Annotated in this window: 24 protein-coding genes, 1 pseudogene and 1 riboswitch; of the genes and pseudogenes, 12 read left to right on the top strand and 13 right to left on the bottom strand. The window is 70.1% G+C overall.

What is annotated here, in order from left to right; genetic code table 11:
* The first annotated feature begins 211 nt into the window (after window positions 1-211).
* A complete protein-coding gene (locus tag IH68_RS0135145; RefSeq protein WP_030943288.1) occupies window positions 212-2,437 on the top strand; it encodes an MMPL family transporter in 2,226 nt (741 codons plus the stop codon).
* A gap of 350 nt (window positions 2,438-2,787) precedes the next feature.
* Here the strand turns inward: IH68_RS0135145 and IH68_RS0135140 are convergent, their stop codons facing one another.
* Together IH68_RS0135140 and IH68_RS0135135 are read right to left on the bottom strand one after the other, a co-directional pair.
* Window positions 2,788-3,552, bottom strand: a complete 765-nt coding sequence (locus IH68_RS0135140; RefSeq protein WP_107057571.1) for a glucose 1-dehydrogenase — start codon at window positions 3,550-3,552, stop codon at window positions 2,788-2,790.
* Entirely contained in the window at window positions 3,549-4,019 is a 471-nt protein-coding gene (locus IH68_RS0135135; protein WP_051833884.1) for a VOC family protein, read from the bottom strand. Before IH68_RS0135135 ends, IH68_RS0135140 begins: the two co-directional genes overlap by 4 nt.
* A gap of 160 nt (window positions 4,020-4,179) precedes the next feature.
* Between IH68_RS0135135 and IH68_RS0135130 the strand changes: the two genes are divergently transcribed.
* Both IH68_RS0135130 and IH68_RS0135125 read left to right on the top strand, forming a co-directional pair.
* On the top strand, window positions 4,180-5,637 hold the full coding sequence (locus IH68_RS0135130; protein WP_030943279.1) for a benzaldehyde dehydrogenase: 1,458 nt from the start codon (window positions 4,180-4,182) through the stop codon (window positions 5,635-5,637).
* A gap of 45 nt (window positions 5,638-5,682) precedes the next feature.
* On the top strand, window positions 5,683-7,383 hold the full coding sequence (locus IH68_RS0135125) for a thiamine pyrophosphate-binding protein (RefSeq protein WP_030943277.1): 1,701 nt from the start codon (window positions 5,683-5,685) through the stop codon (window positions 7,381-7,383).
* A gap of 50 nt (window positions 7,384-7,433) precedes the next feature.
* Here IH68_RS0135125 and IH68_RS59530 read toward each other — a convergent pair whose 3' ends face one another.
* Complete coding sequence (locus IH68_RS59530) at window positions 7,434-7,571, bottom strand: carotenoid oxygenase family protein (RefSeq protein WP_107472567.1); 138 nt, start codon at window positions 7,569-7,571, stop codon at window positions 7,434-7,436.
* Between the two features lie 46 nt (window positions 7,572-7,617).
* Window positions 7,618-7,827: pseudogene (locus tag IH68_RS59525) on the bottom strand (hypothetical protein); the annotation flags it as partial.
* Window positions 7,828-7,922: 95 nt separating this feature from the next.
* Here IH68_RS59525 and IH68_RS0135115 point away from each other — a divergent pair.
* Entirely contained in the window at window positions 7,923-8,441 is a 519-nt protein-coding gene (locus tag IH68_RS0135115) for a hypothetical protein (RefSeq protein ID WP_037885748.1), read from the top strand.
* 68 nt (window positions 8,442-8,509) lie between these two features.
* Here the strand turns inward: IH68_RS0135115 and IH68_RS0135110 are convergent, their stop codons facing one another.
* Window positions 8,510-9,700: a polyamine ABC transporter substrate-binding protein gene (locus IH68_RS0135110; protein ID WP_030943273.1), complete on the bottom strand. Its 1,191-nt coding sequence runs from the start codon at window positions 9,698-9,700 to the stop codon at window positions 8,510-8,512.
* Between the two features lie 187 nt (window positions 9,701-9,887).
* A complete protein-coding gene (locus IH68_RS0135105; RefSeq protein ID WP_030943270.1) occupies window positions 9,888-11,327 on the bottom strand; it encodes a gamma-aminobutyraldehyde dehydrogenase in 1,440 nt (479 codons plus the stop codon).
* Between the two features lie 179 nt (window positions 11,328-11,506).
* Between IH68_RS0135105 and IH68_RS59240 the strand changes: the two genes are divergently transcribed.
* The 7 genes from IH68_RS59240 to IH68_RS0135070 all read left to right on the top strand — a co-directional run bounded on the left by IH68_RS59240 (window position 11,507) and on the right by IH68_RS0135070 (window position 18,404).
* Window positions 11,507-12,025 carry an Lrp/AsnC family transcriptional regulator gene (locus IH68_RS59240; RefSeq protein ID WP_030943268.1) on the top strand — a complete coding sequence of 173 codons (519 nt, stop codon included), beginning with the start codon at window positions 11,507-11,509 and terminating at the stop codon, window positions 12,023-12,025.
* Between the two features lie 2 nt (window positions 12,026-12,027).
* Window positions 12,028-13,392 carry an aspartate aminotransferase family protein gene (locus IH68_RS0135095; protein WP_030943266.1) on the top strand — a complete coding sequence of 455 codons (1,365 nt, stop codon included), beginning with the start codon at window positions 12,028-12,030 and terminating at the stop codon, window positions 13,390-13,392.
* Between the two features lie 371 nt (window positions 13,393-13,763).
* A complete protein-coding gene (locus IH68_RS0135090; RefSeq protein WP_030943264.1) occupies window positions 13,764-14,504 on the top strand; it encodes an ABC transporter ATP-binding protein in 741 nt (246 codons plus the stop codon).
* Window positions 14,486-15,886 (top strand): hypothetical protein, encoded by a 1,401-nt coding sequence (locus tag IH68_RS0135085; protein ID WP_030943262.1) that lies wholly within the window; start codon window positions 14,486-14,488, stop codon window positions 15,884-15,886. Before IH68_RS0135090 ends, IH68_RS0135085 begins: the two co-directional genes overlap by 19 nt.
* Window positions 15,887-15,981: 95 nt before the next feature.
* On the top strand, window positions 15,982-16,389 hold the full coding sequence (locus tag IH68_RS0135080; protein WP_030943260.1) for a VOC family protein: 408 nt from the start codon (window positions 15,982-15,984) through the stop codon (window positions 16,387-16,389).
* A gap of 38 nt (window positions 16,390-16,427) precedes the next feature.
* Complete coding sequence (locus tag IH68_RS0135075) at window positions 16,428-17,549, top strand: LOG family protein (protein WP_030943257.1); 1,122 nt, start codon at window positions 16,428-16,430, stop codon at window positions 17,547-17,549.
* 162 nt (window positions 17,550-17,711) lie between these two features.
* Complete coding sequence (locus IH68_RS0135070; RefSeq protein WP_030943254.1) at window positions 17,712-18,404, top strand: LAETG motif-containing sortase-dependent surface protein; 693 nt, start codon at window positions 17,712-17,714, stop codon at window positions 18,402-18,404.
* 76 nt (window positions 18,405-18,480) lie between these two features.
* Here the strand turns inward: IH68_RS0135070 and IH68_RS0135065 are convergent, their stop codons facing one another.
* From IH68_RS0135065 to rlmN, 5 genes are all read right to left on the bottom strand, one after another.
* Window positions 18,481-19,269 carry a maleylpyruvate isomerase family mycothiol-dependent enzyme gene (locus tag IH68_RS0135065; RefSeq protein WP_030943242.1) on the bottom strand — a complete coding sequence of 263 codons (789 nt, stop codon included), beginning with the start codon at window positions 19,267-19,269 and terminating at the stop codon, window positions 18,481-18,483.
* Window positions 19,270-19,294: 25 nt separating this feature from the next.
* Window positions 19,295-20,314, bottom strand: a complete 1,020-nt coding sequence (locus IH68_RS0135060; RefSeq protein ID WP_030943237.1) for an ABC transporter ATP-binding protein — start codon at window positions 20,312-20,314, stop codon at window positions 19,295-19,297.
* Window positions 20,315-21,916, bottom strand: coding sequence for an ABC transporter permease (locus IH68_RS0135055; protein WP_030943235.1), 1,602 nt, complete (start codon window positions 21,914-21,916; stop codon window positions 20,315-20,317).
* 44 nt (window positions 21,917-21,960) lie between these two features.
* Complete coding sequence (locus IH68_RS0135050; protein ID WP_030943233.1) at window positions 21,961-23,037, bottom strand: thiamine ABC transporter substrate-binding protein; 1,077 nt, start codon at window positions 23,035-23,037, stop codon at window positions 21,961-21,963.
* An 88-nt stretch (window positions 23,038-23,125) separates the two neighbouring features.
* A riboswitch (TPP riboswitch) is annotated at window positions 23,126-23,233 on the bottom strand.
* 23 nt (window positions 23,234-23,256) lie between these two features.
* Window positions 23,257-24,363 carry a 23S rRNA (adenine(2503)-C(2))-methyltransferase RlmN gene (gene rlmN / locus IH68_RS0135045; protein ID WP_030943230.1) on the bottom strand — a complete coding sequence of 369 codons (1,107 nt, stop codon included), beginning with the start codon at window positions 24,361-24,363 and terminating at the stop codon, window positions 23,257-23,259.
* Window positions 24,364-24,548: 185 nt separating this feature from the next.
* On the opposite strand from rlmN, the gene IH68_RS0135040 reads away from it, so the two are divergent.
* Window positions 24,549-24,893, top strand: a complete 345-nt coding sequence (locus tag IH68_RS0135040; protein WP_030943227.1) for a hypothetical protein — start codon at window positions 24,549-24,551, stop codon at window positions 24,891-24,893.
* 31 nt (window positions 24,894-24,924) lie between these two features.
* Here IH68_RS0135040 and IH68_RS0135035 read toward each other — a convergent pair whose 3' ends face one another.
* Both IH68_RS0135035 and IH68_RS0135030 read right to left on the bottom strand, forming a co-directional pair.
* Window positions 24,925-25,443 carry a hypothetical protein gene (locus IH68_RS0135035; RefSeq protein ID WP_037885757.1) on the bottom strand — a complete coding sequence of 173 codons (519 nt, stop codon included), beginning with the start codon at window positions 25,441-25,443 and terminating at the stop codon, window positions 24,925-24,927.
* A gap of 288 nt (window positions 25,444-25,731) precedes the next feature.
* Window positions 25,732-26,181 (bottom strand): SRPBCC family protein, encoded by a 450-nt coding sequence (locus tag IH68_RS0135030; protein WP_030943218.1) that lies wholly within the window; start codon window positions 26,179-26,181, stop codon window positions 25,732-25,734.
* Between the last annotated feature and the right edge of the window lie 39 nt (window positions 26,182-26,220).

The raw sequence follows: 26,220 nt of genomic DNA, 5'->3' as shown, positions 1-26,220 counted from the left end.
CCGTCGTGGCGTCGTAGCCCTGCTCGGCGAACAACTCGAAGGCGGCACGGATGACCGCCTCGCTGCGCCTTGCCTTACCGCGCTCCCGCAGACCTTGCTTCACCATGGCGCCAAGATTACTGCAAAATTACAGCTCCTCGCAATATTGCAGCGCACTGCAAATTTAGCTTAGGCTGCAGTCGTCTCGACGGATCGGCGACAGGGAACAGTCATGGCTGGAAAGTTGTACGCACTTGGCCGGTGGGCGGCGCGCCGCCGGCGCTGGGTGGTGGCGGGCTGGCTGCTGTTGCTCGCGGTGGTGGGCGGGCTCGGGATCACCCTCCACGGGAACCTCTCCACACAGTTCAGCGTGCCGGGGATCGAGGCGCAGCGGGCCACGGACCTGCTGAAGAAGGAGTTTCCGGAAGCTGCCGGCGCCGACGCACGCGTGGTGTTCGCCGCACCGCCCGGTGCCACGCTGCTCAGCGGGAAGGAGCAGGCCGCGATCGCCTCGAGCCTGCACAACGCCGCCTCGGTGCCCGGGGTGATCTCCGTGTCCGACCCGGTGACGGGCCAGACGATGTCCGCCGACCGCACGATCGGCTTCGCCGACGTCCAGTTCGCCAAGGCGGCAGGAGAGGTGCCGAAGTCCGCAACCGATGCGCTGACCTCGGCGATGGGACCGGCCCGGGACGCCGGCCTCACGGTCGAGTACGACGGCTCGGCGATGGATCCGACCGTCTCGGTGAGCGGCCCTGCCGAGATCATCGGGATCGTCGTCGCGTTCCTCGTACTCGCCCTCGCCCTCGGGTCGCTGGTCGCGGCCGGACTGCCCATGGTCACCGCCTTCGTCGGAGTGGCGATCGGCGTTCTGGGCGTCGAGTTCGTGGCCGGGTTCGTCCAGATGACCGAGACCGCGACCACCCTGGCGCTGATGATCGGCCTGGCCGTCGGCATCGACTACGCCCTGTTTCTGGTGTCCCGCCACCGCGAGCAGCTGGCCGGCCAGGGTGACGACGAGCTCGACGTGCAGGACTCGATCGGTCGCGCCACCGCCACCGCGGGCAGCGCCGTGGCGTTCGCCGGCCTCACGGTGATCATCGCGCTGGCGGCCCTGTCGGCCACCGGCATCCCGTTCCTGACCGTCATGGGCCTGGCCGCGGCCTTCACCGTGCTCCTCGCCGTCCTGGTCTCGCTCACCCTCGTGCCGGCCGTGCTGGCCTTCGCCGGTGAACGGCTGCGCCCCCGCGCCAAGCAGCGCCGCTCCCGGAGCGCACGCCCCGACTCCGCCGGGGCGTGGGGCCTGGCCTGGGCACGCATGATCATCCGCCGGCCCGTCGCCGCCCTGCTCGTCTGCCTGGCGGCTCTCGGAACCGTCGCGCTGCCGGTCGGCCACCTGCGTCTCGGCCTGCCCGGCAGCGAGACCCAACCCGTCGCCAGCACCCAGCACCGCGGCTACGACCTGCTCGGCCAGGGACTCGGGCCGGGCTACAACGCCACCGTCACCGTCGCCGTCGACACCGCCCGCGTCCCGGACGCCCAGCGCACCGCGCTCCTCGACAACCTGGCCGACACGCTGCGGGGCGACACCGGCGTCGCCGCCGTCGCCCCGCCGGTGACCAACCAGGCCGGCACGGTCTCCCTCCTCAGCGTCATCCCCACAACCGGACCGGACGACCAGGCCACCACCGACCTGGTGCACCGGATGCGCGACAACGACAAGCAAGCCGTCACCCAGGCCGGCGGCGTCATGTATGTCACCGGCACCACCGCCACCGCTATCGACGTCTCCGCCAAACTGGCCGACGCACTGCCCCTGTTCATCGCCATCATCACCGTCCTGGCCATCGTCCTGCTGACCATCGCCTTCCGGTCACTGCTGGTCCCCCTCAAGGCCGTACTCGGCTTCCTGCTGTCCACCGCGGCCAGCCTCGGCTTCGCCGTCTGGGTCTTCCAGGACGGCAACCTCACCGACGCCTTCGGAGTCGCCGCCGCCGCACCCGTGGTGGCCTTCCTCCCAGTCCTGCTCGTCGGAGTGCTCTTCGGCCTCGCCATGGACTACGAGGTCTTCCTGGTCAGCCGCATGCGCGAACACTTCGAGCACACCGGCGACGCCCGCGAAGCCGTCGCCCACGGCGTGGCCAGGAGCGGACGCGTGGTCGTCGCCGCCGCACTGATCATGATGGTCGTCTTCGGCGGGTTCATCTTCACCGACGACCCCGTCATCAAGTCGATCGCCTTTTCCCTCGCCTTCGGCGTGCTCTTCGACGCCTTCGTCGTCCGCCTGACCATCGTCCCCGCAGTTATGGCCCTGCTCGGACACCGTGCCTGGTGGCTCCCCCGCTGGCTCGACCGCGTACTGCCCGACGTCGACATCGAAGGCGCCCGCCTGCCCGCTCCCACACCGACCGCCAACACCCCGGCGACCAACCCGGTCCGGCAGCTCGACCACGTCTGACCCGAACACCCGCTGACGCGCAGTATGACGGTGCGTCAGCGGGTGCTCCCGGCTGCGGCCTCGCGCGGTCAGCCGCCGCGAACCTCGAATCCCCACTGGCCGAACGCCGGTCAGACAGGCACAGGGTGATGTCGTGTCAGGAGATCGTCGCCTCACTGGGGCTGGCGCCGGTCCCGGCCAGCGTGGAGGGCGTGCAACGGCTTCTGACAGCACATACGTGAGTCGGGCCCGCGGCACCAGGCCGCAGGCCCGACGTGTCTCACGCAGAGGTGTTCGGACACAAGAGTGCCGGGGGACCCGAACTCGCGGGTCACGCCCGGCACTTGCCTCGTCCTCCTCCGCCGGAGGGTTCACATCGCCGACGCCCCCGCGTCGACCGGCAGACCGACCCCCGTCACGAAGCTCGCCTGGTCCGAGCAGAGCCACACCACCGCCGCCGCGACCTCCTCCGGCTCGCCGAGCCGCTTGATGGCCATGCGGCTGACCCACTGGGCGAGCTGATCGTCCGTCAGCACGTCCATCAGGGGTGTGCGAATGGAGGCAGGGCACACGGCGTTCACCCGGATTCCGGACTCCGCGTACTCCACGGCGGCCGTCTTGGTGAGGCCGAGCACACCGTGCTTGCTCGCCACGTACGCTCCGAGCAGCGGCGGCGACACCAGCCCGGCCAGCGAGGATGTGTTGACGATCGCGCCGGTGCCGCCTTGGGCGAGCATCTGCCGGATCTGGTGCTTCAGCCCCAGCCAGACGCCCTTGAGGTTGACGGCGATGACCCGGTCGAAGTCGGCGGCCTCCATGTCGACGAGGCTCGCCTGGTGCTCGACGCCGGCGTTGTTCAGCGCGAAGTCCAGCCGCCCGTAAGCTCGTACGGTTTCCGCGACCAGCCGTTCCTGGTCCGCTTCGCGGGTGACGTCGCAGGGAACGAAGCGGGCACGGCCGCCCTCCTTCCCGATCAGCTCGACCGTCTGCTCCCCGCCGTCCCGGCAGCTCTCCAGGTCGCTGACGAGCACCGCGGCACCCGCCCGTGCGAAGGCGAGCGCGCTGGCCCGGCCGATACCGCCGGCGCCGCCCGTCACCAGTCCGGACTTCCCCTCCATGAACGGTGTGCCGGTCACAGCGTTGCTCCCTCGCGAATCTGGATCAGCTCGATCAGGTTGCCTTCAGGATCGGCGAGATAGCCGAAGCGGACATCGGGGTGGGGGGCCGGGCCCGGTGGCACGATCACCGAGGCGCCCGCGGCGAGCACTCGGTCGTAGAGGCCGTCCAAGTCGGTCACCCGAAGGCAGAAATGCCCGTAACCCTGGCGCAGTACGGCCGAGTTCGGGTCGGACGCGGGGGGCGAGGGGACCGAATCGGGGCGGGACATGAGCTCCACCGCGTAGCCGTCGGCGCCGCGCAGCACCACAACACGCATGCGCTGGTCCTCGACGTCGAAGCGGAACTCCTCGGTGAGTGCGAGGGCCTTGGTGTAGAAGACGACGGCCGCGTCGAGATCACGGACCGACAGTCCGACATGGTCGATGGCCGTGGTTGCGGCCGAGGCCTGGGGCGCCGCTGCCGCCGTGGGGTGCATCGAGCACATCGCTGCCTCCTGAGGAGTAGTCAACAATCTAAGACATCTAAGCAGTCTGGCGATGTCGGCAACAAGACTTCTGCAGGTGGAAGGACCATCTGTGCACAGGTCTTGCGAAATTGAAACACACGACAATACTGTGAAGTCTAATCACTTCAGGGAGTGCATCGTGAGCCTTCTCGACGCGGACACATGGACTGCGAAGATCTTTGCCGACGGCTGGTCCGGCGGTTCCGGCGGGACCGCCCCGGTCATCGAGCCCGCCACCGGGGACCGGCTCGGCGCCATCGGGCTGGCCGACGCGGAGGACGCGCGCAAGGCCGCCACCCGAGCGGCGGCCGCGCAGGCACAGTGGGCGGCCCGGCCGCCCGGGGAGCGGGCCGCCGTCCTGCGCAGGGCCGGCGCGCTGTGGGAGGCGCACGCCGAGGAGATCCAGGACTGGATCGTCCGCGAGAGCGGCGCCATCCGCGCCAAGGCGGCGCTGGAGACCCACATCGCCGCCCAGGAGTGCTACGAGGCCGCCGCGCTGCCCAGCCATCCGCACGGCACCGTGCTGCCGTCCGACGAGGCACGCTGGAGCTTCGCCCGGCGCCGCCCGGCGGGCGTGGTCAGCGTCATCGCACCCTTCAACTTCCCGGTCATCCTGTCCATCCGCTCCGTCGCCCCGGCCCTCGCGCTGGGCAACGCGGTACTCCTCAAGCCCGACCCGCGCACGGCGGTGTGCGGCGGAGTCGCCCTCGTACGGATCTTCCAGGAAGCCGGTCTGCCGGAGGGACTCCTCCAACTACTGCCCGGCGGCGCCGACGTGGGCGAGGCCGTGGTGACCGCTCCCGAGGTCCGCGTCGTCTCCTTCACCGGCTCCACGGCGGCGGGCCGCCGGGTCGGAGAGCTGGGTGCCCGCCATCTCAAGCGCACGCACCTGGAACTCGGCGGGAACAACGCCCTCATCGTGCTGCCCGGCGCGGACCTGGCGCTGGCCTCCTCCGCCGGCGCCTTCGGCTCCTTCATGCACCAGGGCCAGATATGCATGTCCACCGGCCGCCACCTGGTCCACGAAAGCCTGCACGACGCCTACGTGGAAGCCCTGTCCGCCAAGGCCACCCACCTGCCCGTCGGCGACCCGGCGTCCGGTCAGGTCGCGCTCGGCCCGCTCATCGACGACCGGCAGCTCGGGCGCGTCGACGACCTCGTGCGGCGGACCGTGGCCGCCGGCGCCCGGCTCGCCGCCGGCGGCACCTACCAGGACCTCTTCTACGCCCCGACCGTGCTGGCGGCCGTGACCCCGACGATGCCCGCCTGGACGGACGAGGTGTTCGGCCCCGTGGCGCCCGTCGTGCCCTTCGCCACGACGGAGGAGGCCATCGCTCTCGCGTCCGAGAGCGAGTACGGACTCTCCCTCGGCATCCTCGGAGACGTCGGCGACGCCATGGCCATCGCGGACGCGGTTCCCAGCGGCATCGTCCACATCAACGAGCAGACCGTCTCCGACGAGGCCAACGCCCCCTTCGGCGGCGTCGGCGCCTCCGGCACCGGGTCACGCTTCGGCGGCCCCGAGGCCAACATCGAGGCCTTCACCGAGACCCAGTGGCTGACCGCGCGCCCCCGGATCGCCCCCTACCCGTTCTGACCGGACACCCTCAACCAGCATCACCAGAACAGGAGTCGCGCCGCCATGGGCGAGATCAACGCTGGTCAGGCCATCGTCAATGCCCTGCGAGCCGAGGGCGTCAGCCATGTCTTCGGCATGCCTGGCGGTCATGTTCTGCCCCTCTACGACGCCATCCACCGCACGCCTGGTATCAGCAGCTTCCTGGTACGCCATGAGCATCATGCGGCGGCCATGGCGGCGGCGTACGCCCAGCTCACCGGCCGGCCCGCCGTGGTCCTGGTCACCGCCGGACCGGGCGTCACCAACACCCTCACCGCGGTCGCGGAGGCATACGTCGGGGCCCTGCCCATGATCGTGCTCGGCGGCCGCGGCGCCACGGCGACCGCGCACCGGGGCGCCAGCCAGGAGGTCGCCACCGACCAGGTGTTCGCCCCCGTCACCAAGTGGTCGGTCCGGGTCGACCGGGCCGACCTCCTCACCGACGTCCTGCGGCAGGGCTTCGCCCGCGCCCGCGGCGGCAGGCCGGGCCCCGTCCTGATCGACATTCCGCGTGACCTGCTGACCCTCGACGTCCCCGACAAGCCGTACCTGCCGGTCGGCCCGCCCGCCCGGCCCGCCGCCGACCAACCGGCCGCCGACGCCGCGGCAGCCGCTCTCGCCGGTGCCCGCAGCCCGCTCATCATCGCGGGCGGCGGAGTCGCCTCCTCCGGCGCCTTCGACGAACTGCGCGCCCTGGCCGAACGGCTGTCGGCCCCCGTACTGACCAGCCTCGCCGGACGCGGCAGCCTCCCCGACGACCACCCCCTCGCGGCCGGTGGCCTCGGCGCCCACCGCAACCCGGTCGCCAAACGGCTGCTCGGCGAAGCGGACGTGGTCCTCGGCCTCGGCACCCGCTTCGAGGAGATGGAGACCAACTGGCAGCCCACCGCCCTCCCGTCCCCCGACGCGACCTACATCCAGGTCGACATCGACCCGGCCGAACTGGGCCGCGCCATCCCGGCCCACGTCCCCGTCAACGGCGACATCAAGAGAGTCCTGGAGCAACTGCTCACCGCCCTGCCCGAGGACACACACGCCGACCCCGGCCGCACGGAGCGCCTCCTCCAGGACATCACCGCCCTCGACGCCGCCGTCGACCGCATGGCACTCGACGACAGGGCCCCGATCCATCCCGCCCGCGTCATCCGCACCGCCCGCTCCGTCTTCCCCCGCGACACCGTCCTCGGCGTCGACGTCGGCGCCCTCGCCCAGCACATCGGCGGCGCGTTCCCCTTCTTCCGCGTCTACCGACCGCGCTCCGTCATCACCCCGTCCAGCTTCTACGGCATGGGGTTCGCAGCCGCCGCCCTGCCCGCCGCCCGCCTGGTCCACCCGCGGCGGCCCGCCCTGTGCTTCGTCGGCGACGGTTCCTTCCAAATGGTCATGAACATCGTGCCGATGGCCGCCCAGTACGGACTCGCAGTCACCTGGTGCGTGCTCAACGACGACGCCCTCGGCTCCATCCGGGACCTCCAGGAACACACCTACGGCAACCGCATCCAGGACACCGAGTTCCCCTTCCAGCCCGACTTCGCCCGCCTGGCCGAGGCCTGCGGCGCGTACGGCGAACGCGTCGACGACCCGGCCGCCGTACCTGACGCCCTGAAGCGCGCCCTCGCGGAGAACGCGGCCGGCCGCCCCGCCGTCCTGGACTTCGCCGTCGCGCGCACCCGGCTCGCGCAGACCAAGGAGCACTACTTCACGACCTACCCGCAGGACGAGTGATCGTGGCCCGCCTCGGGCCCTCCGAAGCGGGCGCCTTCCAGGGCTCCTTGTCAGCCCGCGTCGGGGATCCAGCTGCCGTGGAAGCCGAGGGGGACCCGGGCCGGCAGATGGACGGTGGCCACGGGGGCCGCGGTGACGTCCTGGGCCGCCAGGATCACCAGGTCGGTGGCGGAGCCGCTCGGGGTCATGGACGAACACCAACAGATAGCCGTCGTCCTCGGCGCCACCGGCCGCCGCGGGCACGAAGACCGGCTCGGCGAGCGTCGCGGCCCTGCCGAACGTGCGGATCTCCTGGGTCCCGCGGTGGAGATCGTGCTTGATCAACCGGTTGGAGAACGCGTCGTCAGGGAGCTGCTCTGCCTCTGGTACCCGCTCGACCCGGAAGAGCGACGCTGGACAAGTTCGAAAGGGCTGCTGGACCTCATCGAGATTGTCCGCACACACTTGTTCCTCGAACACTACTGGCGGCTCACCGGCGGTGAGCAGGGCGGCCAGTGGCTCGTAGAGGATGCGCCTCACGGCATGCTGGAGAGTGGTGCGTGGCGGTCATCGCGGCGGCACAGGCGACGGACGGCGGCTGGACCTGGGCCCAGACCGCCGCACTGATCGTCCCCTGCATCGCCCTCTTCGGCGCCTACCTCACGTACACCCTCAACCAGCGGGCCGTACGCAGGGAACGCCGTGCCAAGACCTTCGCCGAAGCCCTGACGGCGGTCGAGGAGTACCTGGAGATGCCGTACCGCATACGGCGACGCCCCAAATCCTCCTCCACCGTACGACAACAGCTCACCGACGAAGTCAGCGGCCTACTGGCCCAGATGGCCTTCCATCAGGCGTGGCTCCAGATCGAGGCATCCGCCGTCGCGGGCCCCTACGCGACGCTCGTGGCCACGGCCCGAGCGGAGGCCGGCGCGCAGATGAACCTCGCCTGGGACCAGCCGCCGATCACCACCGACAGCGGCATGAACCTCGGGGTGCCGTATCCGCGGGACCGGTCAAACGCCGCACGAGCCATCTGCATCGAGGTGATGCGCCGCCACCTCGGAGAACGATCGTGATCTTGGTGCCAACTATCCCTCTTTTGTGCCAACTAAAAATCCTCGTCACAAGGAACCCGCCCCCAGGGTCACAACCCCACGATCTTGTTCCACCTCTTCGCGAACTCCACCCGCTCCGTCGACGTGATGTCCCGGGCGATCACGAGCCGTTTCCGCATCTCGGCGTCCGGGAAGATCAGCGGGTTCTCCGCGAGGGCCGCGGTGTCCTCGTCCTTGGCGGCGGCGAGGACGTCCTGGGCGGCGGGGACGGGGCAGACGTAGTTCACCCAGGCGGCGAGTTCGGCGGCGACCTCGGGTGCGTAGTAGTAGTCGACGAGCCGCTCGGCGTTCCTCTTGTGCACGGCGCGGTCCGGGATCATCAGGGAGTCGGCCCACAGCTCCGCGCCCTCCTCGGGGACGACGAAGCGGATGTGCGGGTTGTCGGCCTGGAGCTGGATGACGTCGCCGGAGTACGCCTGGCAGGCCAGGACGTCACCGCTGACCAGGTCCTTGGTGTAGTCGTTGCCGGTGAAGCGGCGGATCTGGCCACGGGCGACGTACCCCTCGACCTGGTCGCAGACCTTGTGGAAGTCGGCAGCCGTCCACCTCGTGATGTCGACGCCGTTGCCCTGCATCAGCAGCGCGGACGCCTCGTCCAGGCCGGAGAGCAGGGTCACCCGCCCCTTGAGGTCGCTCGCCCACAGGTCCGAGACATGGCGGATCTCGCGGCCGAGCCGGCGGCGGTCGTACGCGATGCCGGTGATGCCCGACTGCCACGGCACCGTGTACTTGCGGCCCGGGTCGAAGGCAGGCGAACGCAGCTGCGGGTCAAGGTACTTGGCCACGTGGGGCTGCCTGGCCCGGTCCATCTCCTGGACCCATCCGAGCCGCACGAACCGCGCGCACATCCAGTCGCTCATGACGATCAGGTCGCGGCCGGTCTGCTGATGGTTCATCAGGGCGGGGCTGATCTTGCCGAAGAACTCGTCGTTGTCGTTGATCTCCTCGGTGTACTTGACGGAGATCCCCGTGCGCTTCTCGAAGGCCTCAAGCGTGGGCCGCCGGTTCGGGTTGTCGTCGTCGGTGTCGATGTACAGCGGCCAGTTCGCCCAGGTCAGCCGCTTGTCTCTGGCGGACAGATCGGCGACTGCACGCTCGCCGGGCCGCACATAGGCGGCGGGCACCCCGCAGCCGGCCAGGCCGCCGAGCACCGCACCACCACCCAGCGCGCGCAGCAGGGACCGGCGGGTCAGGGGGGAGGTCTTCGGCGTGAGGGGCATGGGCGCAGCATGCCGTCCCTGCCTGTACGCCGACAATCGACGCAGCGTCGAGTACGTCCCCACCGGCCGGACACCCTGTCGATCGGCCCGGGCCGCCCGTCGCCCACACCTGGCCGTCGCGGAGGGGGAACAGCGCGGCCCCGGGCGGTACTTGATCCGCCCGGGGCCGCGTGTCACGTCGTAGGGACTAGGCGTCCAGCGACGTCATCACGTGCTTGATCCGCGTGTAGTCCTCGAACCCGTAGCCCGACAGGTCCTTGCCGTACCCGGACTTCTTGAACCCGCCGTGCGGCATCTCCGCGACCAGCGGGATGTGCGTGTTGATCCACACGCAGCCGAAGTCCAGCTTCTTCGACATCCGCATCGCACGGCCGTGGTCCTTGGTCCACACCGACGAGGCGAGCGCGTACTCGACGCCGTTGGCCCACTCCACGGCCTGGTCCTCGTCCGTGAAGGACTGGACGGTGATGACGGGACCGAAGACCTCCTTCTGGATGATCTCGTCGTCCTGCTTCAGCCCGGACACCACGGTCGGCGCGTAGAAGTACCCCTTCTCGCCGACCTGGTGACCGCCGGCCTCGACCTTGGCGTGCGCGGGCAGCCGCTCGATGAAGCCGGTGACCTGCTTGAGCTGGTTGGGGTTGTTGAGCGGGCCGAACAGCACGTCCTCGTCGTCCGGCTGCCCGGTCTTCGTCTCGGCGGCCGCCTTGGCCAGCGCGGCCACGAACTCGTCGTGGATGCCCTCCTGGACGAGGACGCGGGTCGCCGCCGTACAGTCCTGGCCGGCGTTGAAGAAGCCCGCGACCGAGATGTCCTCCACGGCCTTCGCGATGTCGGTGTCCTCGAAGACGACGACCGGCGCCTTGCCGCCCAGCTCCAGATGGACCCGCTTGAGGTCCTTGGACGCCGACTCGGCGACCGACATGCCGGCCCGCACCGAACCGGTGATGGAGGCCATCGCCGGGGTCGGGTGCTCGACCATCAGGCGGCCGGTGTCACGGTCGCCGGTGATGACGTTGAAGACGCCCTTGGGCAGGATCGACCCGATGATGTCGGCGATCAGGACGGTGGACGCCGGGGTGGTGTCCGACGGCTTCAGCACGACCGTGTTGCCCGCCGCGATCGCCGGGGCGAACTTCCACACGGCCATCATCATCGGGTAGTTCCACGGCGCGACCTGCGCGCAGACGCCGACCGGCTCGCGGCGGATGATGGACGTCATCCCGTCCATGTACTCACCTGCCGACCGGCCCTCCAGCATCCGGGCCGCGCCCGCGAAGAAGCGGATCTGGTCGACCATGGGCGGGATCTCCTCGGACCGCGTGAGCCCGATCGGCTTGCCGGTGTTCTCCACCTCGGCCGCAATGAGCTCCTCGGCCCGCTCCTCGAACGCGTCCGCGATCTTCAGCAGGGCCTTCTGCCGCTCGGCGGGGGTGGTGTCGCGCCAGGCAGGGAAGGCCGCGGCGGCGGCCGCCATCGCGGCGTCCACATCCGCCTGGCCGGACAGCGGCGCGGTTGCGTACGCCTCGCCCGTCGCGGGGTTGACCACCTCGGTGGTCCGTCCGTCGGCGGCGTCCCGGAACTCACCGTTGATGTAGTTGCGCAGACGACGCAGCTCGGTGCTCACTGCCGGCCTCCTGTCAGTTCTGAATCTGTTTCGGCTGTCCAATGACTGAGACACCCACCCTAATCGGCACTCCCACGTTTTCAACACCCCCAGTCGCATCAAGGCTGCGAAATCCGCAGGTCTCAGTCACGTAAACAACGAATTTCATCGGTCCACCCTTGCGGAACCGTCGAGACGTCGTGCACAGTGAGGTCGTGGCCAGTCGAAGCGCAGAGCAAAGGGACTCGTCCCGCGAGTCCAGGAACGGCACTCCCCATCTGGATGCCGTCTCCCTCGCCATCATCGAACAGCTCCAGGAGGACGGCCGCCGGCCGTACGCCGCGATCGGCAAGGCCGTGGGCCTGTCCGAGGCGGCCGTGCGCCAGCGCGTCCAGAAGCTGCTCGACCAGGGCGTGATGCAGATCGTCGCCGTCACGGACCCGCTCACCGTGGGCTTCCGCCGGCAGGCGATGGTCGGCGTCAACGTCGAGGGCGACGTGGAGAAGATCGCCGAGGCGCTGACTGACATGTCGGAAGTCGAGTACGTGGTGATGACCGCGGGCTCGTTCGACATCCTCGCGGAGGTTGTCTGTGAGGACGACGACCACCTGCTGGACGTCATCAACAAACGCATCCGGGCGCTGCCCGGCGTGCGCTCCACCGAAAGCTTCGTCTACCTGAAGCTGAAGAAGCAGACCTACATGTGGGGAACCCGATAACCGTGAGCCAGAAGGACCTCAGCAAGACCGCGTACGACCACCTGTGGATGCACTTCACCCGCATGTCCTCGTACGAGAACTCCCCCGTCCCGACGATCGTGCGCGGCGAGGGCACCTACATCTACGACGACAAGGGCAAGCGCTACCTCGACGGTCTCGCGGGTCTGTTCGTGGTCCAGGCCGGTCACGGCCGCACGGAGCTCGCCGAGACCGCCTTCAAGCAGGCGCAGGAGCTGGCGTTCTTCCCGGTGTGGTCCTACGCCCACCCGAAGGCCGTGGAGCTGGCGGAGCGTCTCGCCGACGAGGCCCCGGGCGACCTGAACAAGGTCTTCTTCACCACCGGCGGCGGCGAGGCCGTCGAAACCGCCTGGAAGCTCGCCAAGCAGTACTTCAAGCTGGTCGGCAAGCCCACCAAGTACAAGGTCATCTCCCGCGCGGTCGCCTATCACGGCACCCCGCAGGGCGCCCTGTCGATCACCGGCCTGCCGGGCCTGAAGGCCCCGTTCGAGCCGCTGGTCCCGGGCGCGCACAAGGTCCCGAACACCAACATCTACCGCGCCCCGCTCTTCGGCGACGACCCGGAGGCCTTCGGCCGCTGGGCCGCCGACCAGATCGAGCAGCAGATCCTCTTCGAGGGCCCGGACACGGTCGCCGCGGTCTTCCTGGAGCCGGTGCAGAACGCCGGCGGCTGCTTCCCGCCCCCGCCCGGCTACTTCCAGCGCGTGCGCGAGATCTGCGACCAGTACGACGTGCTGCTCGTCTCGGACGAGGTCATCTGCGCCTTCGGCCGCCTGGGCACGACCTTCGCCTGCGACAAGTTCGGCTACGTCCCGGACATGATCACCTGCGCCAAGGGCATGACCTCGGGCTACTCCCCGATCGGCGCGTGCATCATCTCCGACCGCCTCGCCGAGCCGTTCTACAAGGAGGACAACGTCTTCCTGCACGGCTACACCTTCGGCGGCCACCCGGTCTCCGCGGCGGTCGGCCTCGCCAACCTCGACCTGTTCGAGCGCGAGGGCCTCAACCAGCACGTGCTGGACAACGAGGGCGCGTTCCGCGCCACCCTGGAGAAGCTGCACGACCTGCCGATCGTCGGTGACGTCCGCGGCAACGGCTTCTTCTACGGCATCGAGCTGGTGAAGGACAAGCACACCAAGGAGTCCTTCAACGACGAGGAGACCGAGCGCGTCCTGTACGGCTACCTCTCCAAGGCCCTGTTCGACAACGGCCTGTACTGCCGTGCCGACGACCGCGGCGACCCGGTGATCCAGCTCGCCCCGCCGCTGATCTCCAACCAGGAGACCTTCGACGAGATCGAGCAGATCCTGCGCGGCACGCTGACGGAGGCGTGGACGAAGCTCTAGCCTCCGGCGGTTAGACGGCTCAGGGCCTGTGCTGAGTGCCCCGTCGTCCGCGCGGAGCGCGGGCGCAGCGGCGGTCGGTGCGTGCGATCGGCGTGCGGTGTCGCAGGTCATGTGGCGGAGCCACCTGTCCTGCGGCGCCGTGCGCCGAGCGTGCATGCCGGGCGTCGGGGCGCAGGCGGGGGACTCAGCACAGGCCCTGGGCCCGGGATGCACCCGTACGAGTGAGAAGGGTGCATGCCGGGCCGCGTGCTGTCCGGCGTCGGCGCCGCCGCTCCTTAGCGTGCCTGGTAACCGATCGGCCCTGTCCTCGTTCCCCCGCACGGGGGAACAAAGATCACGGGAACCACAGATCCGAACCGAGGTGTACGCCCATGGAGGCCCCGCCGGACAATGACGTGCTCTGGGCACGCTCACTGCACTTCCAGCACAGTGACGGCTCGCCCGCGCTCAGCGGCGTCTCGTTCGGTGTCCGGGAGGGCGAGATCCTCGCCGTCAGCGGCCCCCGGGGCAGCGGTAAGACGACCCTGCTGCGCTGTCTGTCCGGCCTGGTGACGGCCCAGCGGGGCGAGGTCTGGTTCAACAGCGTGCCGGTCCACACCCTGGCCCAGCCGGCCCGGGAGCGCCTGCGCCGCGACCGCTTCGGCTGGATCGACCCGGCCCCCGTGCTCGTACCCGAACTGAACGCCTGGGAGAACGCCGCCCTGCCGCTGATGCTCCGCGGCACCAGCCGCGAGCGCGCCAGGACGGCAGCCCTGGAGTGGCTCGAACGCCTCGACGTCGGCGACCTGTCCCGTCGGCGCCCGCACGAGATGAAGCAGGCCGAGCGGCAGCGCGTGTCGATCGCCCGGGCCCTCGCCCAGGGCCCCACCGTCCTCTTCGCCGACGAGCCCACGGCCCCCCTGCACCGCGCCGACCGCGCGCACGTCCTGCGCACGCTCACCACGGCGGCCCGGTCGCACGGCATCACCGTCGTGGTGGCCACCCACGACCCGGAGACCGCGGCCATCGCCGACCGCACGCTGTCGCTGCTCGACGGAAGATGCGTGAACACGGTCCACCTGCCCCCGGTGGCCGAGACGGAAGGCCGGGCCCCGTGCTCGCTCTCCGTCTGACCCGCGGCGCCCACCCGGCCGTACAGCTGCGCCGCCTCCTGGTGGCGGTGGCGTCGGCCGGCACGGGCTTCCTCCTGCTGTGCGCCCTCGGCTACGCGATGAGCCATGCGGAGAACCCCGGCGGCTCGGCCCTCCGGCTCGCCTGGTGTCTGACCCCGCTGGCCGCCACCGTCCACTTCGCGGTGGCGGTGGCCCGCACCGACCCCGGCACGAAACCCCGCACCGGCCTCGCAGCCATCGGCCTGGGCCCGTTCCGCCTGATGACGGTGTCGGCCACGACGACGGCCATGTCCTGCACACTGGGCTCGCTGCTGGCCCTTCTCGTCTTCCTCGACCTCCGCGGCGACCTCACCGGAGTCCCCTTCGACGGCGCGGCCTCGGTGTTCCTGGCCGCGGACCAGCCACTGCCCGTCCCCGCGGCCCTGACGCTGCTGGCGCTGGTCCCGGCGATCGCGTCGGCGACGGTGGCGCTGGTTCTGCTCCCACGGGACGCGAGGCCGGCCGCGGCACGAGCGGTGGCACGGCACTACGGCCGCTTCGGGGCATACGGCCGGACGGTGGCACGGGAGACCTTCGGCACATACGGCCGCTTCGGCGCACGTCTGCGCACCCAGCCCACGGGCAGTCGTACGGCCGGCGCGGCACCCGGGCCGGAGACAGGCGGCACCCCGGCGCCGCGGGCGAGCGACCCCGCACCCGCAGTGCCACCGCCGGGCCACGACTCGACCGATGCTCAGCCTAACCCCGCCCCCGACTCCCCGCCCCAACTTCCCGCGCCCGGCACCGCCCCCGCGGGCCTCCCCTGGGGCGTCGCCGTACTCACCGCGGGCCTGGCCGTGCAGGCCTACGCCACCGGCGCGTCGACCGGCCCCCGCCTCCCCGGCAGCCTTGCCACCGGTGCCCCCGCGGTCCTCCTCGGCTGGGTCCTCACCACCCTCGGCCTCGCCCTCGCCGGCCCCGGCCTGGCCCATCTGTGCGGCCGCCTCCTCCAGGCGGCGCGCCCCGGCGCCCTCCGGCTGCTGGCCGGCCGCGTCCTCATGGAGGAGGCCACCCGCATCGGCCGCCCCCTCGGCATCGTCTGCGCGGTCGCCTCCGGCACCTACGCCATGGCCGCCCTGTACGACACGAACGCCCCCGTCTTCGGGCCGCTCACCACCCTCGGCACGCTCCTCGTGTCCGGCTGCACCGTCGCCACGCTGCTCACCGCGGCCGTGGAGGCGAAGCACGAGCGGGCCGACGCGACGGCGGCCCTGCTGCGCCTCGGCGCCCCCGCCACGATGCTGCGCAGTGCCGCCGCCCTGCGGGTGGGCGCACTGCTCGCCCTGTTCGTCCCGCTGACCCTGATCGTGGCGGAGCTGGCGGCCCTGCCACTGGCCCGCTGAGAATTCGTACGACCGGAGTTCCCAGGCACCGATGAGTTCCGCGCGGGCCCCCGGTCTATCCCTGCGAACAGCACGCATCCGATGGGAGAGACCGCATGTACCAGCAGATGATCTTCGTGAACCTGGCCACCAACGACGTCGACGCGTCGAAGAAGTTCTTCACCGAGCTCGGCTACACGATCAACCCGCAGTTCAGCACCGACGACTGCACGTGTGTCGTGATCAGCGACACCATCATCGCGATGCTGCTGAGCAAGCAGCGGTACGCGGACTTCACGAAGAAGGAGATCGCGGACTCGACGAAGACCAGCGAGGTGCTGATCTGTCTGAGCGCCGAGAGCCGCGAGAAGGTCGACGAGCTGGTGGGCAAGGCGGTCGAGGCCGGCGGCACCGCCAACGCCGACGTCCAGGACCACGGCTACATGTACGGCCGTTCCTTCGACGACCTCGACGGCCACAGCTGGGAGGTCGTGTGGATGGACCCGGCGGCGGTCCAGGGCTGACCGACGGCTTCGGCGAACGGCGTGCCTAGCATGGGCCCGTGCAGACGAGCCCGGCCCATGCGGCCCACCACGACGAGCGCGAGATCGAGACGCTCGAGGACTTCGACGCGACGGTGTCGGCCCGCGGCACCCTCGCCGGTTACCGCGTACAGGCCGTCGATCTGACGGACCGCACAAGGGAGTTGCTCACCACCGACACCGCCGAGGCGGTCTTCCTCGGCTGCCCGATGCGCGAGGACGTGGCGACGAAGATCCGCGCCGACGGGGCGCTGGTCTTCCCGCCCGTCCCCCATCTGCCCTTCGACCCCTACCGCGGGCACCTGTACCAGCCCGACGAGCTGTTCGCCTCCCTGGAGAAGGGGTACGAGCAGACGCCGGACGCCCTCGCCTACGCCTGGTTCCAGCGCACCAAGGCCGACGGCGACATATTCGCCTCCATGCTGCGTGCCGTGCACGACGACTCCATATCGGACGCCCTCGACGAACTGCTGCGCGGCGCACGGGTGGTGGGCGTGATGGGCGGCCATGCGATGGCACGTGGGACGGAGGCCTACGCCGGTGCCGCGCGCCTCGGCCGTGAGCTGAGCCGCGACGGGTTCACCGTGGCGACCGGCGGTGGCCCGGGCGCCATGGAGGCGGCGAACCTGGGCGCCTACGCGGCGCCGTACGAGGACGGCATGCTGGAGGAGGCCTGCCAACTCCTCGCGAAGTCACCCGCCTTCTTCCCCTCGATCACCGACTGGGCGCGGGCCGCCTTCGAGGTGCGCACCCGCTGGCCGAAGGGCAACCACTCCCTCGGCATCCCCACCTGGTTCTACGGCCACGAGCCGCCGAACCCCTTCGCCTCGCACATCGCCAAGTACTTCGCCAACGCCACCCGCGAGGACGGACTGCTGGCCCGCTCCAACGCGGGTGTGGTCTTCCTGCCGGGCGCCGCCGGGACCGTACAGGAGATCTTCGACAACGCGACGCCCAACTACTACGAGTCGCGCGGCGAACCGACGCCCATGGTCCTCGTGGACCGCGCGCACTGGACGGAGCGCCTGCCGGCCTGGCCCCTCTTGCAGTCACTCGCCCGGGAACGCTCAATGGAGTCCCGTATAGCCCTCGTTGACCGTATCGAGGAGGCTCCGGCGGCGCTGAAACGTCTCGGCAGTTAATAAGAGTGCAAAGCCAACCGCCCAGGCATGCCTGTACATTGACACTCCTTATCGAACGCTTATAAACCTTTGTTTCTCCTGGGGAGTGTGAGGCTTCACCTCCACTGTCGCTTCACGTCCCTCGTCAGCCCCCCGCAGTTGCACCTCCCGTGAAGGGCAAACGTGTCCATATCTCGCCGTACCGCACGTCGTTCCGTGCAGATCCTGGGCGTTGCCGCCGCATCCTCCGCGCTCGCGCTGAGCGCCGCGGGCAGCGCACTCGCCTGCAACATCAGTGAGTTCTCCGCCGCACCCAAGTGCGACGGCAGCAAGGGCGTCATCACCGTCACCGACAAGGACGCCTCCGGCACTCCGGCGACCATCACCGTGTTCCTCGAGAACAACGGCGCCGACGCGAAGCAGGTCGGCGAGCAGGACGTCACCGGTTCCCGCGAGGGTGTCACCGTCACCTTCAACGAGGACTGGTCGGCGAACGCCGAGTACCGCATCCACGTCACGGCCGGGAAGGACAAGGACCACCCGATCGTCGACAAGGACATCGAGGGCAACCTGAAGACCCCGTCCGAGGGCTGCTCGAAGGACGAGTCGACCCCGCCTGCGACCCCGTCGCCGTCGGAGTCCGCCTCGACTCCGGCAGAGTCCCCGAGCCCGACCCCGTCGGCCTCGGACAGCACCCCCCCGGCGGACACCTCGTCGAACGCCCCGTCCCCGGCGGCCGGTGACTCGAACCTCGCCGAGACCGGTGCGAGCTCCAACACCGGCCTGATCGCCGGTATCGCGGGCGCGCTGGTCGTGGTCGGTGGCGGCGCCGTCTTCTTCGGCATGCGCCGTCGTGGGGCGAACAGCGGCCGCTGACGCCTCCGACAGAACAACGCTGTGGCCCGTCCCCGTAACTCCGGGGGACGGGCCACAGTCGTTCAGAAAGAGGCTGTCACCCGAAGGTCGCCCGCTCCAGCCAGGACTCCAGCAGCTTCCGTTCGCCGAGGATCTCCAACTCCGGGCTGTCCAGGGGCAGTCGGGTGTAGAACGCGAGGAGCAGGGAGGTGAGCGGCCCACGCAGGGCGACGGTCGCCTTCTCGTGGCCGCGGCGCCAGCCGAAGCCCTCCTCGGTGCCCTCGATCAGCCACTCGGCAGCCAGCTCCGGAGTGGTGTCCGTGGCGTGGAGGTGAATGCTGCTTCCGGCGCCGATCGGCGCTTCGTTCCCCTCCTCCTGCCCCACCCATCCGACGATCTGCAGCCACTCGTCGATCGCGTCGGCGGCGATGTCGGGGGCCACTTCGTACGGCAGCCCCGCGGCAAGCGTGGCGTCGGCGCGGTGGACGGTGATCTCGTGAGCCATGCGGCGGGCCCAGAAGCCGGCGGTCTGCGGCTCGGCCCAGCTCCACACCTTCGCATCGGGCCCGGCCTCGCGCAGCGCGCCCACGGCCAGCTCGCCGGCCTCCGCCAGCCATTCGTCGAGGGCGGCGGCGTCACCCGGCTTCTCGGGGCCGTCACCGCGCGGCACCTCTTCGTCGGGGATGTTCTCCTGCGCCCGGGTGCGCACCAGCGTCCCCGACCAGCGCAGGACACCGCCCATGTGCAGGACGAGCATCTCCAGGGTCCAGTCCGGGCAGGTCGGCACGGTCGCGGTCAGATCGGCGCCGCTGGTCACCACCGCCCTCAGCTGCTCCACCTGATGGGCGATCTCATCGCAGTAGCGATCATGCGTAAGTAGTGTCATCACGCGCACCCTATGCGGGAACCGCTCACCCGAGCACCACGATTTCCGCCGCGTCGAACTCCACCCCGACCGCGTCCCCGACCTCCGGCGCCTCCCGCAGCGCCACCGCAGCCTCGATCCGCGGCGCCTCCTCCGGCTGCACCTGAACCGCGACATGGGTGCCCTTGAAGGTACGTGCGGCCACGGTGCAGCGCAGGCCCTCGTCGGCGGGGACGAGCCGGACACCGGCGGGCCGCACGAGCAGTGTGCGCGTGCCCTGCGGGGCGTCCTGCGGCACCGGCAGCTTGCCCCAGGGGGTGTCCGCGGCCTCGCCGCTCACCATCCCCTCGACCACGTTGTCGAAGCCGAGGAACCGGGCCACGAACTCGTCCGCGGGACGCTGCCACACCTCCAGTGGCGTACCGGACTGGGCGACCCGCCCGTCCCGCATCACCACGACCCGGTCGGCGAGCGCGAACGCCTCGCCCTGGTCGTGCGTCACGGCGAGGACGGTGGTCCCCAACTGGCCGAAGAGTTCCCGGAGTTCGACGACCAGCCGCTCCCGCAGCGAGCGGTCGAGCTGGCCGAGCGGCTCGTCCAGCATCAGCAGCCGCGGCCGGGGCGCGAGCGCACGGGCCAGCGCGACGCGCTGCTGCTCACCGCCGGAGAGCGAGGCGACGGCCCGGCGTGCGGCGCCCGGCAGCCCGACGAGGTCGAGCAACTCCCGTACCCGCTCGTCCTGTCGAGGGCGCGTGGCGCCGTGCATCCGCAGCCCGAAGGCGACGTTGCCGCCCACGTCCCGCTGCGGGAACAGCTGATGGTCCTGGAACATCAGGCCCACCTCCCGCTTGTGCGCGGGCACCCCCGACTGGTCCCGCCCGTCGAGCAGCACCCGCCCGCCGTCCAAGGGCTGCAGCCCCGCCACCGCCCGCAGCAGGGTCGACTTGCCGCTGCCGCTGGGCCCGAGCACGCACACGATCTCGTGTTCGGCGACATCGAGGCCGAAGGCGTCGAGCACGGCCCGCCCGCCGAACCGCACGGTCGCGTCCTCAAGGCTCAGCAGCATCTAGAACTCCCCGCTCCGGTCGGTGCGCAACCGCTCCAGGATCAGCAGCGCCACCGCGCACACCACCATCAGAATCGTCGAAAGGGCCATCGCCTGCCCGTAGTTGAGGTCGCCCGCCCGGCCGAGCAGCCGCGCCACGGCGACCGGCAGCGTCGGATTGTCCGGCCGCGCGATGAACACGGTCGCCCCGAACTCCCCCAGCGACACCGCGAACGCGAACCCGGCCGCGACCAGCAGCGCCCGCCGCACCATCGGCAGATCGACCTCCCGCCACACCCGCCAGGGCGACGCCCCGAGCACGGCCGCCGCCTCCCTCAGCCGCCCGTCCACGGCCCGCAGCACGGGCAGCATCGTCCGTACGACGAAGGGGGCGCCCACCAGCGCCTGCGCGAGCGGCACCAGAATCCACGAACTGCGCAGATCCAGCGGCGGCTTGTCCAGCGCGATCAGGAACCCGAAGCCGACCGTCACGGCGGAGACGCCCAGCGGCAGCATCAGCAGTGCGTCGAAGCCACGGACCAGCCGGCCCGCGTCCCGGCGTGCGAGCGCCGCGGCGGCCAGACCGCCGATCGCCACGGCGATGGCGGTCGCGGCGAGGGCGTACTGGAGCGAGTTGCCGATGGCCTGGATCGGCGGCACGAGGAAGGTCCCGCTGTCGTCGTGCGTGAGCGCCCGGTAGTAGCCGAAGCCGGAGGCGCCGAGAGACCGCTGCACCAGCACGGCGAGGGGCAGCACGAGCAGCGCGAGGACGGTGGCGAGGACCCCGGCGAGCAGCGCCCACTGCCCGGCCCCGCGCGGCCGCCGCGCCGTGACGTTCGCGTCCACCAGCCGCAGGGCGCTCTCCCGCCGCCGTACGGTCCAGGCGTGCACGGCGAGGATCGCGCCGACGGCGACGAACTGGATGATCGTGAGCACGGCGGCGGTGGACAGGTCGAAGATCTCCGAGGTCTGCCGGTAGATCTCCACTTCGAGGGTGGAGAAGGTCGGGCCGCCGAGGATCTGCACCACGCCGAAGGAGGTGAAGGTGAACAGAAAGACCATCAGCGCGGCGGCGGCGACGGCGGGCGCGAGCGCCGGCAGGGTCACCTTCCGCCAGGCCCTGAACGGAGAGGCGCCCAGCATCCGCGCCGCCTCCTCCTGACGCGGGTCCAGCTGCCCCCACAGACCGCCGACGGTCCGTACGACGACGGCGTAGTTGAAGAAGACGTGCGCCAGCAGGATGGCCCAGACGGTGGTGTCCAGCCGTACGCCCCACAGCTCGTCGAGCAGTCCCCCGCGCCCGACCAGCGCCAGGAACGCCGTACCGACGACGACCGTCGGCAGCACGAAGGGGACGGTGACGACGGCGCGCAGCACCTGCTTGCCGGGAAAGTCGAGGCGTGCGAAGACATACGCGCCGGGGAGCGCGACCAGCAGCGTGAGCGCGGTGGAGGCGAGCGCCTGCCAGGTGGTGAACCACAGCACGTGCCGGATGTCGGACTGCATGACGACATCCGCGATCCGCCCGAACCGCCACGCCCCGTCGACCTTGAGCCCGCGCGCCACGATCGCGGCGACGGGCCAGGCGAAGAAGGCGGCGAAGAACGCGACGGGCACGGCCATCAGGCCGAGCCGCACCGCGCTCCCCGTACGCCTTCTGCGGACGGCTACTTCAGTACGAGTGACGTCCACGACTTGACCCACTGGTCACGGTTGGCGGCGATCCTGGTCGGGGCCATGGTCTCGGGGTCCTTGGCCGGCTGCCCGTACTTCACGAACTCCGGCGGCACCTGGGCGCCCCCGATCACCGGGTAGACGAACATGTTGAGCGGCATGTCCTCCTGGAACTCCTTGCCGACCAGGAAGTCGATGAACGCCTTTCCGCCCTTGGGGTTCCCGGCGTTGCTGAGCAGCCCCGCGTACTCGATCTGCCGGAAGCAGGTGCCGTACGACGTGCCGGTCGGCGCGGTCTTCGGCTTCGGGTCGCCGTAGATGACCTCGGCGGGCGGCGAGGAGGCGTAGGAGACGACGAGCGGCCGGTCCGCCTTGGCCTTCTTGCCGCCCGCGGACCCGGAGAACTCGTCGTTGTAGGCCTGCTCCCAGCCGTCGACGACCTTCACGCCGTTGGCCTTGAGCTTCTTCCAGTAGTCCTGCCAGCCGGCGTCGCCGTACTTGGCAGCCGTGCCGAGCAGGAAGCCGAGGCCGGGCGAGGAGGTGGCGGCGTTCTCGGTGACGAGGAGGTTCTTGTAGGCGGGCTTGACGAGATCGTCGAACGACTGGGGCGGGGTCAGCTTGTGCTTGCTGAAGTACGCCTTGTCGTAGTTGACGCAGATGTCACCTGAGTCGATGGGCGTGACCCGGTGCTTGGCCTCGTCGACCCGGTACTGCGCCTGGATCCGGCCCGCGCCCTTCGCCTCGTAGGACTGGAACAGCCCGTTGTCGAGCGCCCGGGAGAGCAGGGTGTTGTCGACGCCGAAGAAGACGTCGCCCTGCGGGTTGTCCTTGGTGAGGATGGCCTGGTTGACGGCCTGCCCGGCGTCGCCGTTCTGGAGGAACTTGACCTTGTAGCCGGACTGCTTCTCGAAGTCCGCGAGGACGTTCTTCGAGATCTTCCACGAGGCGTGGCTGACGAGGGTGACGGTCTTGGAGTCCGTCGAGCCCCCGCTGCCGGACGACGACCCGCACGCGGACAGCGTGACCAGGCCGAGACCGACCGCGGCGGCCACGAACGTCTTGGTGTGCACTGAATTCCTCCTGGCTTGCCAGGAAGAGACGCGGCCCTGCCCGGGACCGCCGGAGAATTTCCACCGGCTCCCGGGCAGGGCGCAACAGCTCGAGTGAAGACCGAACTTCCTACCCAGAATGACCTGGGCAAGGTTCAGAGGGTCTGCGGCCCGGTTGCCGCACTCTCAGCGCTGTGGCGCTCCCCTGTCGGAATATGAAGATGTACGTACGGCCTCAGGTTACCGCTCGGTGGCCGCGAGCTGACCGCAGGCCCCGTCGATCTCCTGCCCCCGGGTGTCCCGGACCGTCACCGGCACACCATGCGCGGCGATGGCTTCGACGAAGGCCTTCTCGTCCTCGGGCCGGGACGCCGTCCACTTGGAGCCGGGGGTCGGGTTCAGCGGGATGAGGTTGACGTGCACGGGCTTGCCGCGGAGCAGCCGCCCGAGCCGGTCACCGCGCCAGGCCTGGTCGTTGATGTCACGAATCAGCGCGTACTCGATCGACAGCCGACGCCCGCTCTTCTCCACGTACTCGAACCCGGCGTCGAGGACCTCGCGCACCTTCCACCGTGTGTTGACGGGGACGAGGGTGTCGCGCAGCTCGTCGTCCGGTGCGTGCAGCGAGATGGCGAGCCGGCACTTGAAGCCCTCGTCGGCGAACCGGTGGATGGCGGGCACCAGCCCGACGGTCGACACGGTGATGCCGCGCTGCGACAGCCCGAGCCCGTCGGGGGCGGGATCGGTGAGCGCCCGGACCGCCCCGACCACGCGCTTGTAGTTCGCGAGCGGCTCACCCATCCCCATGAAGACGATGTTGGAGAGCCGCGCAGGCCCACCGGGCACCTCGCCGTCCCGCAGCGCCCGCATCCCGTCGACGATCTGGTGCACGATCTCGGCGGTGGACAGGTTCCGGTCGAGCCCCGCCTGCCCCGTGGCACAGAACGGACAGTTCATCCCGCACCCGGCCTGCGAGCTGATGCACATGGTCACCCGGTCCGGGTACCGCATCAGCACCGACTCGACGAGCGTCCCGTCGAACAGCCGCCACAAGGTCTTGCGGGTCGTCCCCTGGTCGGTCGACAGATGCCGCACGACCGTCATCAGCTCGGGAAGCAGCGCCTCCTGCAGCTTGCCGCGCGAACCGGCCGGGATGTCGGTCCACTCCGCCGGGTCGTGCGCATACCGCGCGAAGTAGTGCTGCGAGAGCTGCTTGGCACGAAACGGCTTCTCGCCGATCTCGGCCACCGCTTCCTTGCGCTCGGCGGGCGTGAGGTCGGCAAGGTGCCGCGGCGGCTTCTTGGCTCCGCGGGGGGCGACGAAAGTGAGTTCTCCGGGCTTAGGCATGGCTGTACCAGTGTCGCAGATCAACTCATGTGACCTGCGACTGTGAGCGAGGACACCTGTCGTTGGTGGTCGTCATGGGTCACCGCTGAGCGGCCCCGGACGGCCCAGAGACGGCCCGAAACTCTCCGATCGTCCAGGGTCTGACCAGCTAGCATCGCTGCCAGTCCAGGGGACGGGGGTACGCCATGGCAATCGACCGCAAGGGTTCGCGACGCATCGTCGTCGACGGCACGACTTACCGCTGGCGCCTGCGCCGCCGGCCCACCTACGACCAGGCTCTCTGTGATCGACCGTGCACGTACGCAGTGCAGCACGCGGACACCCCTGGCACGACCCTGGTCGTCACCACGAATCAGCCTCATGCCAGCAACTGGTTCGGTGCGCCAAGTGCCGCGGTTCTCCCCAGCGACGTCGCCACCGCCATCGCGTCCGCTCTCCGTCAGGGGTGGTCCCCTACGCAGCAGGGCTCACCTTTCCACCTGGACCAGTCCGAAGGCTTCACCGCCGGCCCCGACGCTGCCCTCAGCTGAGCCGCTCCTGGCTCACCCGGAAGCCAAGCGCTTAGAAGGCGCGTGGATTCGCGCCACCTGAGGCCTCGATCAGCCAGTACAACGAGCCAGTTCCGAACGGCCAGCCGGTTGTGGCCACGTCGATCCAGCCGGTATCCGGACTGTCACTGCCGGCGTCCCACCACCACCAGCTGCGGTCACCACCGTCCCCGTCGACGGGGTCGAAGTAGTAGAGCCAGTTCGACAGCGTCCACGGCCCTTGAGAATCGAGGATCTTCTCCGCCTGTGATTTCGCCTGCCACTGCGCCAGCCAGGCCCTTACATCCCACGAGGGATCGGCCCGCGGTTCGGGAGCGCAGCGCTGCACGAACCAAGGTGGCAGAAGATGCGCCCAAGCTTCCTCGTCCGGCCAGGGCGTCACATGCTCGATGACCCTGCTGAGCACGTCACGGGCGCGCTCGATGACGGAGGTCGGATCGGCGGCTGAGAATTGGATCCGCACCACGAACGCCTGCTCGTCTCCGTCCGGCCCGCTCCGGATGCGCCGAAGTTCGCTTGCTGAGGTCTCCACGAGGCAGAAGTGTGCCCTGGCCGTTCGCTCTCGCATCCGCATTACCCGCAGACATACGGCTCCGGAGGGCCCTTCCGTTCGATGCAAGGTCCCTGGTCACGGCTGCATCTGCGAACGGACGATCGCGGCGTGTCCACGAATGGTCCACGACGCCTCGCCCACGGCCTTGGCCGGACGGACTGACAATGCGGGTCCGACTGCGGAGGGGCCCCAGAGGCCGGCGACGGCGAGGTCGACAAGGCCGTGGTCGGCCTCGACCAGGCCGTCGCCGACAGCGGCAAGGACTGCCTAGGTGGTGGTGTGCTCCAGCTTGTCCTTGAGCAGTTGCTCGTTGCGCGGCATCTCCTTGCGGACCTGCGGGCGGACGACCAGCGGGAGCAGGACCTTGCCGATGCCGTGTCCCTCGAAGTCCAGGTCCATGGTGACGTGGGTACGGCGGCCGTCGTCGAGGGGCGTGATCTCGCCGTGGAAGTTGCCCCTGATAGGGCCGTCGATCCCGCGCACGGTCCAGGAGCGCTGCGGTTCGTACTGGGTGCACTCCATGGTCATCGGAATGTCGCGGCGGCCTATGTGCCGCGTGACCCGGACCCGGGATCCGAGTCCGAAGGGGCGGTCGTCGAGCTGTTCGGTGGCGACCGCGCTCAGCTGCCACTCGGGCATGTGGGAGGGGTCGATGATGTACGCCCAGGCGTCCTCAGGACGGCAATCCACGTCGAACTCTTCATGGATGGCGGACATGGTGCCTCCTCTTCGGGAGATCCCCTTTGAGGGCTTACA

Source organism: Streptomyces sp. NRRL S-646, assembly GCF_000720765.1.
In the GTDB taxonomy this organism is placed as follows: domain Bacteria; phylum Actinomycetota; class Actinomycetes; order Streptomycetales; family Streptomycetaceae; genus Streptomyces.
Note: the sequence above shows the minus strand (reverse complement) of the source record. Positions and strands in the feature narration are given on the sequence as shown.

Excerpts from the sequence above, each read along its gene's own strand:
- IH68_RS0135145 (WP_030943288.1), top strand. The coding sequence starts at position 212 with ATGGCTGGAAAGTTGTACGCACTTGGCCGGTGGGCGGCGCGCCGCCGG.
- IH68_RS0135135 (WP_051833884.1), bottom strand. The coding sequence starts at position 4,019 with ATGTGCTCGATGCACCCCACGGCGGCAGCGGCGCCCCAGGCCTCGGCC.
- IH68_RS0135125 (WP_030943277.1), top strand. The coding sequence starts at position 5,683 with ATGGGCGAGATCAACGCTGGTCAGGCCATCGTCAATGCCCTGCGAGCC.
- IH68_RS59530 (WP_107472567.1), bottom strand. The coding sequence starts at position 7,571 with ATGACCCCGAGCGGCTCCGCCACCGACCTGGTGATCCTGGCGGCCCAG.
- IH68_RS0135110 (WP_030943273.1), bottom strand. The coding sequence starts at position 9,700 with ATGCCCCTCACGCCGAAGACCTCCCCCCTGACCCGCCGGTCCCTGCTG.
- IH68_RS0135090 (WP_030943264.1), top strand. The coding sequence starts at position 13,764 with ATGGAGGCCCCGCCGGACAATGACGTGCTCTGGGCACGCTCACTGCAC.
- IH68_RS0135080 (WP_030943260.1), top strand. The coding sequence starts at position 15,982 with ATGTACCAGCAGATGATCTTCGTGAACCTGGCCACCAACGACGTCGAC.
- IH68_RS0135065 (WP_030943242.1), bottom strand. The coding sequence starts at position 19,269 with ATGACACTACTTACGCATGATCGCTACTGCGATGAGATCGCCCATCAG.
- IH68_RS0135060 (WP_030943237.1), bottom strand. The coding sequence starts at position 20,314 with ATGCTGCTGAGCCTTGAGGACGCGACCGTGCGGTTCGGCGGGCGGGCC.
- IH68_RS0135055 (WP_030943235.1), bottom strand. The coding sequence starts at position 21,916 with ATGGCCGTGCCCGTCGCGTTCTTCGCCGCCTTCTTCGCCTGGCCCGTC.
- rlmN (WP_030943230.1), bottom strand. The coding sequence starts at position 24,363 with ATGCCTAAGCCCGGAGAACTCACTTTCGTCGCCCCCCGCGGAGCCAAG.
- IH68_RS0135040 (WP_030943227.1), top strand. The coding sequence starts at position 24,549 with ATGGCAATCGACCGCAAGGGTTCGCGACGCATCGTCGTCGACGGCACG.
- IH68_RS0135030 (WP_030943218.1), bottom strand. The coding sequence starts at position 26,181 with ATGTCCGCCATCCATGAAGAGTTCGACGTGGATTGCCGTCCTGAGGAC.